General features: G+C 55.5%; 9 protein-coding genes. 7 read left to right on the top strand and 2 right to left on the bottom strand.

From position 1 onward, the window contains the following. The 7 genes from ACI9KD_RS08085 to ACI9KD_RS08115 all read left to right on the top strand — a co-directional run. Window positions 1-2,283, top strand: a 2,283-nt coding sequence (locus tag ACI9KD_RS08085; protein ID WP_414980654.1) for a DNA translocase FtsK, incomplete at its 5' end; no start/stop codon positions are given. Window positions 2,284-2,289: 6 nt separating this feature from the next. Beyond that, window positions 2,290-2,913, top strand: a complete 624-nt coding sequence (gene lolA, locus ACI9KD_RS08090) for an outer membrane lipoprotein chaperone LolA (protein ID WP_414980655.1) — start codon at window positions 2,290-2,292, stop codon at window positions 2,911-2,913. Between the two features lie 9 nt (window positions 2,914-2,922). Next, window positions 2,923-4,230: a replication-associated recombination protein A gene (locus ACI9KD_RS08095; RefSeq protein ID WP_414980656.1), complete on the top strand. Its 1,308-nt coding sequence runs from the start codon at window positions 2,923-2,925 to the stop codon at window positions 4,228-4,230. Between the two features lie 77 nt (window positions 4,231-4,307). Further along, window positions 4,308-4,688, top strand: coding sequence for a fluoride efflux transporter CrcB (gene crcB / locus ACI9KD_RS08100; protein WP_414980657.1), 381 nt, complete (start codon window positions 4,308-4,310; stop codon window positions 4,686-4,688). 29 nt (window positions 4,689-4,717) lie between these two features. Then, window positions 4,718-6,019, top strand: a complete 1,302-nt coding sequence (serS, locus tag ACI9KD_RS08105; protein ID WP_414980658.1) for a serine--tRNA ligase — start codon at window positions 4,718-4,720, stop codon at window positions 6,017-6,019. Between the two features lie 10 nt (window positions 6,020-6,029). Further along, a complete protein-coding gene (gene cysG, locus ACI9KD_RS08110; RefSeq protein WP_414980659.1) occupies window positions 6,030-7,412 on the top strand; it encodes a siroheme synthase CysG in 1,383 nt (460 codons plus the stop codon). After that, window positions 7,399-8,457 carry a VanZ family protein gene (locus ACI9KD_RS08115; protein ID WP_414980660.1) on the top strand — a complete coding sequence of 353 codons (1,059 nt, stop codon included), beginning with the start codon at window positions 7,399-7,401 and terminating at the stop codon, window positions 8,455-8,457. Before cysG ends, ACI9KD_RS08115 begins: the two co-directional genes overlap by 14 nt. Here ACI9KD_RS08115 and ACI9KD_RS08120 read toward each other — a convergent pair. Together ACI9KD_RS08120 and ACI9KD_RS08125 are read right to left on the bottom strand one after the other, a co-directional pair. Then, window positions 8,404-10,635, bottom strand: coding sequence for a carboxy terminal-processing peptidase (locus ACI9KD_RS08120; protein WP_414980661.1), 2,232 nt, complete (start codon window positions 10,633-10,635; stop codon window positions 8,404-8,406). The genes ACI9KD_RS08115 and ACI9KD_RS08120 overlap by 54 nt on opposite strands. A gap of 116 nt (window positions 10,636-10,751) precedes the next feature. After that, complete coding sequence (locus ACI9KD_RS08125; protein ID WP_414980662.1) at window positions 10,752-11,492, bottom strand: SIMPL domain-containing protein; 741 nt, start codon at window positions 11,490-11,492, stop codon at window positions 10,752-10,754. Window positions 11,493-11,630: the final 138 nt, after the last annotated feature.

Below are 11,630 nucleotides of genomic sequence, written 5' to 3' on the forward strand. Positions count from 1 at the left end.
TCCCCACGTTTACGCGAGGGACTACTCATCGCCGTTGCGGCGGTTTGTGCATACCTGCTGGTCAGTCTTGTGAGCTACTCCCAAGCGGATCCGGGCTGGTCTGGCACGGGTTCCGGGGGGCAGGTGAGCAATCTGGGCGGCCCAACCGGTGCCTGGTTAGCCGACGTTTGTTTCTCCCTCGTGGGCTACCTCGCTTATTTGTTTCCCCTGATGCTGGCGTATCGCGCGGCCTTGTTGTTCGCGGAGCGTCAACGACCAAGAGCGTTCTCCGGAACGGTTCTCAGCGTCAGGGCCTTGGGTTTGGTGCTGGTAATGGCCTCAGGTACGGGGCTTGCTGCGCTCAACGTAGGCGCGGTAGGACCGCTTCCCCAAGGGGCGGGTGGCATTATCGGCTTAGCGCTGGGCTCTGCAATGAATACGGCCTTTAACGCCTTTGGCGCGCGACTGATATTAGTGGCCGTGTTGCTATTTGGAATGACCATCTTCACCGACCTGAGCTGGCTGAGATTGATGGATCGCTTGGGCGCGCTTGCGATCAAGACGCTGAATAGTGCGCGAGCACGTGTACTGCAGTTCCGAGACGGGGCACGGGATCGCAGGGCTAGAGAGAAACAGCTTGAAGCACGTCGACAGATTATTGATCAGCACGTTGAGAAAGAGAAAAGGCGTACACCTCCCAAGATCAAACCACTCAAGCCACCGCCGGAAAAATCTGAGCGCGTTGAACGCGAAAAACAGGTGCCGTTGTTCGACGCGCCTATTACAGGTGAAGTGCCGCCCCTGGAATTACTGGATCCAGCTGAGCGTGATTCGAGCGAGGGTTACTCGCCTGAGGCCTTAGCTCAACTCTCAAAGCTATTGGAGCTCAAGCTCGCTGATTTTGGTATTACCGCGGAAGTGACGGCGGTGTATCCCGGACCTGTCATTACACGTTTCGAAATCCAGCCGGCGGCGGGCGTAAAGGTCTCTCGGATATCTAATCTTGCCAAGGACCTGGCGCGTTCTCTTGCCGTTATCTCGGTGCGCGTGGTGGAAGTAATTCCGGGTAAAAGTGTCGTAGGTATTGAGATTCCTAATGAACATCGCGAAGTGGTTAATTTTCGTGAGGTACTGTCGTCCCGTACGTTCGATCAATCCAAATCTGCTTTAACGCTTGCATTGGGCCACGATATTTCGGGGCAGCCTGTCGTCGCGGATCTCGCTCGAATGCCGCACCTGTTGGTGGCGGGTACAACGGGTTCGGGTAAGTCGGTGGGCGTGAACGCTATGCTGATTAGCCTTCTGTACAAGTCGACGCCGGCGGACGTGCGCTTGATGCTCGTGGATCCCAAGATGTTGGAGCTGTCTGTCTATGACGGCATTCCGCATTTATTGACACCCGTGATCACCGACATGAAGGATGCGGCTAATGGCCTGCGCTGGTGTGTTGCAGAAATGGAGCGCCGCTATAAATTGATGGCCTCGCTCGGTGTTCGTAACTTGGCAGGCTACAACCGCAAAATTCAAGATGCCGCAAAAGCGGGCACACCCATGCTGGATCCTCTGTGGGTGCCGGATCAACTATCAATGACACCGGTAGAAGAGCAGAGCGCTTCCGAATTGGAAGCGCTGCCTGCAATCGTCGTGGTCATCGACGAATTTGCCGACATGATGATGATTGTTGGCAAGAAGGTTGAGCAGCTCATAGCACGTATCGCGCAAAAAGCGCGTGCTGCGGGTATTCACCTTATTTTAGCTACGCAGCGACCTTCCGTAGATGTCATCACAGGCCTAATCAAAGCTAATATTCCTACACGGATTGCTTTTCAGGTTAGCTCCAAAGTCGACTCTCGTACCATTCTGGATCAAGGCGGTGCAGAGCAACTCCTGGGGCACGGTGATATGTTGTACATGCCGCCGGGAAGCGGTCTATCTACACGTGTTCATGGTGCCTTCGTATCGGACGATGAAGTGCATCGCGTTGTAGCGGACTGGAAACGCCGGGGCGAGCCAGCCTATATCGACGGATTACTCGACGAGGGTAGTAGCACCGCCGTGACACCGGGAGAGCTTCAGTCTGAAGCTTCCGGGGGTGATGACGAAGCCGATGCTCTGTACGACGAAGCCGTCTATTTTGTTACCAAGAGTCGTCGGGCATCGATTTCTAGCGTGCAGCGCAAGCTACGCGTGGGCTACAACCGTGCCGCCCGCCTCATTGAGTCTATGGAGGCCGCCGGCGTAGTGACGGAAATGGGCACCAACGGGCAGCGCGAAGTCATCGCTCCGCCCCCCATCGAGGATTAATAGACCGTGTTAAGAACTTGGCTCACAGCAGCTTTCGTCGCGCTTACACTGGCCTGTACTCAGGCCTTTGCACAAAACGAAACTGAGGAAGTTTGGATCTTGCTTGCGGCTCAATCCCAGGCGAGCGGGGGATTCCTGCAGGAGCTATTTGACGAGAACGATGAGCTTTTAGAGCGCTCCAGCGGCCGCTACGCGGTGCTGCGCCCGGGCTTTTTTCGATGGGAGATAGACTCTCCGGACCAGCAAATGATCGTCGTGTCCGGGACGACACTGTGGCACTACGATATTGATTTGGCGGCCGCCACGCGGCGTGACACCACACAGAGCAATGAGTTTACGCCCCTTGAGCTGCTCGCCGGCGATAGTGGGGAGCTGAGGTCGCGCTTTCAGGCGCAGCGCCTAGGTCCATCACGCGTTCGATTGATTCCTACTTTTACGCAAGCCGGATTCGCGTCAGTGGACATTGGCTGGGAGGAAGGCGCGATTGTTGCTATGGATGTTCAGGATCGCAGCGGACAAATGATCAAGTTGGCTTTGTCGCCAGATCAGAATTCCGCGCCACTGACCGCCGAAGACTTTGATTTTGTGCCGCCCGCCGGCGTAGATGTCTATGAACCTTCTGATTATTAATCAGCGCCCGTGAACGAAGATCTCTTTGGTAGCCCGGCGCCGGCGCAACCATTGGCGTCTGCACTGCGGCCCTCCAAGGCTATTGACGTTGTTGGTCAGGCACATTTGCTGGCTAAGGGTAAACCGCTAGCCCGCTGCCTTCACGGTGAGCCCCTGCACTCGATGATCCTCTGGGGCCCCCCGGGGGTGGGTAAAACGACGCTTGCACAACTGCTTTGTGATGCCAGCGACAGTCGCATGCTAAAGCTCTCGGCCGTGATGGATGGCGTGAAGGCAATACGGGAAGCCGTAGCGGTGGGAGAGGCTGAGCGTTTGAGTGGCCGACAATGCGTGTTATTTGTAGATGAGGTACATCGCTTTAACAAAGCGCAGCAGGATGCATTTTTACCATTTGTTGAAAACGGCACCCTGACTTTGATCGGGGCTACCACAGAAAATCCAGCCTTCGAACTGAACTCCGCGTTATTGTCCCGGGCGCGCGTCTACCGCTTACGTTCTTTAAGCGTTGAAGAGCTGGCGATGATTCTGCAGCGTGGAGAGGTAGAGGTTGGCTTGACGTTGAGCGTGCCGCAGCGTGAGCGTCTTGCGTTGGCGGCGGATGGCGATGCCCGTCGGGTACTGAATCTACTAGAGCTCGCCGCCAGTCTTAAGGCGGAAACGGGTCGCTTAGATGATTCAAGTTTCGAAGAAGTGCTCCAGGGCTCGCCGCGACGCTTTGATAAAAATGGCGACAATTTCTACGATCAAATTTCAGCTTTGCACAAGGCGGTTCGGGGCAGCTCTCCCGACGCCGCTTTGTATTGGTATTGCAGGATGCTGGATGGCGGCTGTGATCCGCTGTATTTGGCGCGGCGCGTTATTCGTATGGCTAGCGAGGACATTGGTAACGCGGACCCCCGCGCATTGAGCTTGTCGTTGGATGCCTGGCAGACCCTTGAGCGTCTGGGCAGCCCAGAAGGCGAACTCGCCCTCGCACAGGCCATCACTTACTTAGCCTCGGTTCCAAAGAGTAACGCTGTGTATGTGGCATTTAAGGCCGCACAGCGTGCTGTCGCCGAGCGGGGGTCTGAAGAAGTTCCCATTCATTTGCGCAATGCGCCCACGGCTCTAGCAAAGTCAGAGGGTCATGGTTCGGAATACCGTTACGCTCACGACGAAACCGATGCCTTTGCAGCGGGAGAGAGTTACTTTCCAGAGGCACTGGACGGCTCACGATTTTACGAGCCTACGGATCGCGGCCTCGAAGGGCGGATTCGGGCGCGTCTGGAGGATTTGAGAGAGCGCGACCGGCTAGCAAGCCGTCGCCGCTATCGCTGATACAGTAGGGGCATTGAGGCTGATACTTAACGCAACAGCCCAAAGGCTTTACAATCCGCGCTTTTTAGCGAGCTACGATGATGCAGCATCTGGTTTTTATCGCAGTCGGTGGCGCCTGCGGGGCGTTAGCTCGCTATGGGCTGACCACGCATGCGCATAACCTTTGGGGGAGTAGCTGGCCCTTGGGCACCTTGGTGGTCAATGCCGGCGGATCTTTGCTGGTTGGCGTCATCTTCGTGATGCTTGAACGTGCCGTGCTGCACCCCGATTGGCGCAGCGTGTTGATGGTGGGTTTTCTTGGTGCCTTCACCACCTTCTCCACCTTCTCACTAGAAACTGTAGAGCTGTGGTTACAGGGCCAGCCCGGTATGGCTGCTGCGTATGCGTTAGCTAGCGTTTTTTGCTGCGTCGCGGCCGCTGCGATCGGTATTTATTTCACTCGAAGCTTGCTCGGTTAAGCTTCAGATGATGGGACTTAGGCAAGACAATGCTCGATATTAAAGAAGTCAGAAAACACCCCGAAGCCGTCGTTCAGGCCTTAGCCAAGCGTGGCTTTGTCTTCGATGCGGCGGCCTTCGATGCTCTTGATGCGCGCCGCAAAAGCGCCGACGTCACGAGCCAACAGCTCCAGGCTGAACGCAAGAGCGCCAGCAAAAAGATCGGTCAGCTTGTCGGTGGGGGCATGAGTGTTGACGAGGCCAAGGCCTCCGTGGACGAAACGCTTAAAGAAATCGCGGCGCGCCTGGATAAAGCTGAGGAAGAAGCCCGGACGGTGCAATCTCTGTTGGATGCGCTCATGGAGGGGATTCCTAACGTGCCGGACGTCGTCGTGCCAGCGGGAACGAGCGAGGATGACAATACCCTCGTCGCTCACTGGGGTGACATACCCAGCTTTGACTTTGAAGTTAGCGATCATGTGGATCTCGGCGAGAGACTCGGTGGTCTGGATAGCGAGCTGGGCGGTAAAATCACAGGTTCTCGATTTACCGTGATCAGCGGCCCCTTGGCGCAGCTTCATCGCGCCCTGATCCAATTCATGCTGGATCTGCATACGCGGGAGCACGGATGTACAGAGCTGAATGTTCCTTACATCGTTAACAGCGATTCTTTGCGGGGGACAGGGCAGCTTCCCAAGTTTGCAGAGGACCTGTTCAAGCTGGAAGGCGATCACGGTTATTACCTCATCCCCACGGCAGAAGTACCCGTCACGAATATAGCTCGAGATCGGATTTTCGAGGCCGCGGAACTGGGTGAAGAGGGTATTCGCTTTGCCTGTCACAGCCCCTGTTTTCGTAGTGAAGCCGGCAGTTACGGTCGTGACACTCGCGGAATGATTCGCCAGCACCAGTTCGAGAAGGTCGAGTTGGTGTATCTGGTGCGACCAGAGCAATCTGAAGCGGCACTTGAGCAACTCACTTCGCAGGCCGAAGATGTGCTGCGTCGATTAGAGCTTCCCTACCGTAAAATGCTGCTCTGTGGTGGTGATATGGGTTTCTCGGCACGTAAAACCTACGATCTTGAGGTTTGGCTGCCTGGGCAGGACAAGTATCGGGAGATTTCTTCTTGCAGCAGTTTTGGGGACTACCAGGCGCGACGTATGCAGGCACGTTGGCGGAACCCCGCGACGGCTAAACCTGAGTTACTGCATACACTCAATGGCTCAGCCTTAGCCGTTGGCCGAACGATGGTGGCGGTTATGGAAAACTATCAGCGGGCCGATGGCAGTATCGCCATTCCTTGGGCATTGCAGGCGTACATGGGTGGGCAAACCGAGATTGCTAGCGCTTAGGCGCTACCCCATGGATTTTTTACCGATCAATCTACGCCTGCGTGACCAGCCTGTTGTGTTGGTTGGCGCTGGCGTTGTCGCGGCACGCAAGGCTAGATTCCTGTTAGGCGCCGGAGCACAGCTTACGGTCATTGCACCCGAGCAGGACTCGCAGTTTCGCGCCTTGGCCGATGAGCAGCCAGTCACCTGGCATGCGCGTGAATATGTGCGGGGTGATTTGGCTGGCGCCATTATGGTGATCGCGGCGACGCCTGATCGTACGGTTAATGAAGCGGTCCACGCAGAAGCTACCGCGCGGGGCATTCCGGTGAATGTCGTGGACTCGCCGGATCTTTGTAGTTTTATTTTTCCGGCGATTGTTGATCGCTCACCGCTCATCGTGGCCATCAGTAGTAGTGGAGCCAGCCCGGTACTCGCACGCTCTGTGCGCAGCCGTATCGAAGCCATGTTGCCGGCTGCGACGGCTGATATTGCTCGTTTTGGACGACTTCATCGCGATAGGATTCGCGAAGTTGGGTCTAGTGAGGCTGAGAGGCGCCGCATTTGGGAGCAGGTCATTGATGGTCCCATTGCACAACTCATTCTAAATAATCGATGGCAGGCGGCTGAGCAGGCTCTGGCGGAGCTTTTGGAAAACCATAGCGATCTTCCCGTGGGAGAGGTGTATCTCATCGGCGCGGGTCCGGGTGATCCGGAATTAATGACCTTCAAAGCATTACGCCTTCTGCAGCGTGCAGACATTGTCTTGCATGACCGGTTAGTGAACCCCGATATTGTCGCAATGGCGCGCAGGGATGCCGATAAGCTGTATGTTGGCAAACGCCGCTCAGACCACAGCGTTCCGCAGGACCGCATCAACGAATTGCTAGTCGAGTTGGCCCAGCAAGGGAAACGTGTGGCACGCTTAAAGGGGGGTGATCCTTTTGTGTTTGGTCGCGGTGGGGAGGAAATCGAGCTTCTGGCGGAGAAGAATATTCCTTTTCAGGTAGTACCGGGAATCACCGCGGGGAATGCGGCTGCGTGCTATGCGGGCATTCCTCTAACGCATCGAGACTATGCGCAGTCCGTGCGCTTTGTCACGGGTCATACAAAAGACGGGAAGTTACAGCATCGCTGGGAAGAGTTTCTCAGCGAAACTGAAACACTGGTTTTTTACATGGGGTTGGTGGGCTTGCCTATCATCTGCAAAGAGTTGATGGCGCATGGACGTTCACCGGATACCGCGATCGCTCTCATAGAGCGCGCGACGTCTCCCAGCCAACGTCTCCTAACGGGTACGCTGGGGACCATCGAGTCCCTCGTCGAAAGCGCCAAACCTCAGCCGCCCACATTGATCATTGTGGGCAAAGTAGTGGACCTTGCAGAGCGATTACGCTGGTATGGCAGCGGTTGAACCCAGCACTCTAAGAGATCCAGCGCTTAAGCCCACCCTCTGGCGATGGCGTTGGGTGGTTGGCTATCTGATCATTGCCTGGACACTGGCGGCGCAGATACCTACGTATCTCACTGTGGCCCCTCTACAGACCCTGGGTGAGCAACCCATCGCCTGGTCCTTATCGCCGAGCATTAGTGCGGACCTGGACGGGAGGCGATTACACTGGGAGGCACAACGCCCCGGTAATCACTGGGCATCAAGAGCGCTGATCTTCCCCACCGAGTCAGAGTTTCTGCGCGTAAGCTTTTGTCTTGCTAGTGATGCGAGTCCGGATACCGCTGCGGTGTTATTGGCATCCGTACGGAATGGCAGGCTGGATTTTAATCGCCAATATCGAGTCAATAGCTTCTTCAGCGGTACGGCCGGTGAATGTTTCGATGAGCCTATTCCTCGAAGAGAGGGAGATGGCCCAGCGGTTGTGCAAATACAACTGCTTAGTGCGCCTGCATCTTTGTCGCTGAGTTCTCTTGAGGTTGGTGCACTCAAGGAGAATCCGGTCTGGCGGGGGACCCGCATGGCAATGTTACTCATTGGGGTGGTACTGCTTGCTTTAGTGTTCAGAGACTACCGCTTTGCCCATCCCACACTTTTGGTGATGGCAGGGATGTTCACTGTTGTGGGTATTCTGTTTGGCTGCTGCGTGAGCGTGAGTTTGAAAGCCGACATTTATGCACTGTTGACGGGCGGGCAAAGCATCGATGCCAAAGTCAGTATGCAGACAATCCTGCAAACGCAGTTCCCTTTACGCGGATTTTCAATATTTACGCTGCTGCACGCGGTGCTTTTTTGCGGGGCCACCTTGTTTCTTGGCTTGGCGCGTCGTCACGCATGGTTCGATATGTTGATGTTGGCGCCGCTCACCGAAACCCTGCAACTCTTTGTCCCGGGGCGGGGCCCGGGGACAAGAGACATGCTGGTTGATTGGTGTGGCGTGGCGGTAGCGGTCTTACTAGTCGTCCTGCTTCGCCGTAGTCAGCGCGTACGCTCGCTCCTGAAGGACTAGCGCATCTACGAGAATGCTACCGGCTTCGGAGAGTAAAACGTCCTCGCTAGCGATTTCTTCAGCCGACACGATGTCATCTTCAGTAGAATCTTCGTCGGTTTCAGCAGCGCCTTCAACTTCAGCGGCTGCTGGAGCAACCGCGCCGTCAATGGCGGCAACGTCGTCTGTAGGCTCTGCGTCCGCGTTGACATCTCCGTCTGCGACACCGGCTTCATCTTCGGCGTCCTTCTCGTCGAGCTCGTCCAGTGATGCCAAAGGCTCTTCACCTTGTGCAGTTCGGCGTCTGTTCTCGATTTTTAGAGCCCGCTCCTCGCGGACTTCCCGCTCTTCTCGACGTACTGTCTCATTCAGCGAAACACTGGTGATGGTGCGATTTTCGTTAGCAACCGCCAGTTGGTCCTGAAGATACAGAAACTCCGGGTTGCTGCTGCTGCGAGTCTCAAAGATCTCCGTGAGTTGAGGCACAAGGGAGTCGAGGTTGCTGTAGCGACGATGGCGAACGGGATTGATTTGATCCCAATCTAGAGCGTTATCCAATGCAGACTCGCCGATCTCTTCCGGGTCATACAGCGAAGGAAAGCTGATGTCCGGTACTACACCGCGATGCTGCGTACTGTCACCCGAAATGCGATAGAACTTGCTCTCGGTGATTTTTAATTGCCCCTCAGTGAGAGGCACCATGGTTTGCACCGTGCCCTTACCGTAGGAGCGATCTCCCACGATGAGACCGCGATCGTAATCCTGGATCGCGCCGGCAAAAATCTCTGAGGCCGAGGCGCTCAGACGGTTGATCAACACGACAAGCGGGCCGTCGTAGTAAGTACTGCGAAGGCGCTTGCCGTCCCTCCAGACTCGGCGGGAAGAGTGTCGAATCTGAACGGTGGGCCCGTATTCAATGAAAAGTCCGGTAAGGTCGTTTGCTTCCTGTAGTGAACCGCCACCGTTTCGGCGAAGGTCAACGATCATGCCTTCTACGTTTTCTTCTTCCAACTCGGCAATCAGCTTCTTTACATCTCGGGTGGTGCTTTTGTAGTTTTCGTCACCACGGCGCATCGCGTCAAAATCGAGGTAGAAGGTCGGGATGTCGATAACGCCAACACGTACTGTTTCACCGTTGCCTTTAGGGAGCTCTAGAATACGCTTCTGTGCGGACTGCTCTTCGAGTTTGACCTTGTTGCGCACGATTTGAATGGTCTTGCGTTCTGCATCGTTACCACCTTTGGCGGGAAGCACCTGCAGGCGCACGGTGGATCCTTTAGGTCCTCGTATCAGCTCTACTACCTCATCGAGACGCCAACCAATGACGTCCTCAAAGGGGCCGTCTTCATCCTGACCTACGGCCACGATGCGATCAGACGGTTTCAGCTCGCCCTGTTTGTCGGCGGGGCCCGCTGGCACGATGCGCGCGACGCGCGTGTATTCGTCCTCGGGGGAGAGCACAGCACCGATACCCTCAAGGGAAAGCCGCATGTTGATGTTGAAGTTTTCTGAACGCCGGGGCGAGAAGTAATTGGTGTGGGGGTCATACAGCTCAGTGAGTGCGTTAGCGTAAATTTGAAACGCATCCTGAGAGTTGTACTGGTTTACGCGGCCAAGCTGATTCGTATAGCGCTTAATCAGTGTCTCTGCGATCTCATCCTGAGGCTTGTCAGCAAGGCGAAGATTTAATACCTGATTCTTGACCTGAAGACGCCAGCGCTCGTCTAGCACAGCCTTATCTTCAGCCCAGGCAAGGGTGTCGAGATCGCGGTGAAAGCGCTCATCAATAGTGAAATCCATTTCGTCGATCATCTGTGGAAGCGTTTCCACCAGAGTTTCTAGACGAAGAGTCAGGTGTTCGTGAAATCGATTGAAAATCGTAAAGCCTGCGTCCAGGCGACCCTTGGCCAGCTCATCATCCATTTGCGTGCGAAAGCTCTCGAAGCTGGCAATGTCTGCAGCGGTAAAAAACATTTTGCCGCCGTCCAGGTTATCGAGGTAGTTGTCCAAATGGGCTGAGGATAGCTCGTCGTCGTACTTCAACTTGGCGTAGTGACGTTGCTCGAGTTGCTCTACGAGTTCAGTGGCTGTTTCCTGCTGGGCTTTAGTGTACTCAATGAGTGCAGCGCTCGAGGCTGTTGCTCCGAGGCCGGTTGCTAAAGTCAGGATTGCCGCAGTATTCAGGAATGCTTTACGCACGATAGTTTGCCTTATTGTTACCTGATTCGTTGGTTGTTCGAGTGTAGCGTGATGCCTTCTGAGGTCAAAGCGTTCGATGAGCATCGCCAAAGCTGGCTCGGGCCTGCTTTTTGCTGTCACTGGAGAGAAAATGCGGCACTGATACTCACCGAGTAACTTAAATACCCAGCGGAGTAGCTTTCGCCGGACGACGCGGATGCCGAATCCGAGGCCATCAGTGCTCGTTCAGCAAGCATCGGCCGGGGGGCGGCCTCGCGCTGGGTGCTGGCAGAGATAACAGGTCCTAGTTCCTCGCCCAAAGCGCTTGCGATAACGCTCGCTCTTTCTCGCGCATTCTCTGCGGCGGCAGCCAAGACTCCGCGATAGACGCTTTCTTCATCTTGCAGCCCTAAACGCGGAGATTGCATGCGATTGATCCCGGTGTCACTAAGGGTTGTTACCAGCTCGCCAAGAGCGTCTAGTTCCAGTAGTCGTACTGCAATATTTCTTGATACCCGATACCCCGTGAGCTCTTGCGTACGCTCGTCTTTTAACCACCGGTATTGGGGTGCTATGGAGAGCCCGGTGGTATCGATATCCGCATTAGTAATGCCTGCGTCGCGAAGAACCTGCAATGCCGTGGCTGTAATGGCATCGGCTTCCCGCCGAGCCACAGCTGCGTCTAGGTTTTCTGTGACGACATCCAGCTGCAAATTGGCCATATCGGGGGCTACGCGGACTTCAGACTTTCCCGTAACTTCAATGCGCCGCTGAAGATCTTCAGCAAAACTTATGTTCGGGGCTGCCATCGCAACAAACAGTAGGGCGGCAAACGTTGTGGTAAACGTTTTGGAAAACAAAGATCGAGCAGTCGGCATTTGGGGGTTTCCTGTATTCATGTCTTTTTATCAGACCACAGGGACTCGAGGGGGTTCCACGGACATTCCTCCCCTTAGCGGGAGGCATACCGCGGGGCTGGTAGCACATAGACGCTGGCCACATAATGCACGCTGGGC

This window comes from Congregibacter sp. (assembly GCF_047617445.1).
Taxonomy (GTDB): domain Bacteria; phylum Pseudomonadota; class Gammaproteobacteria; order Pseudomonadales; family Halieaceae; genus Congregibacter.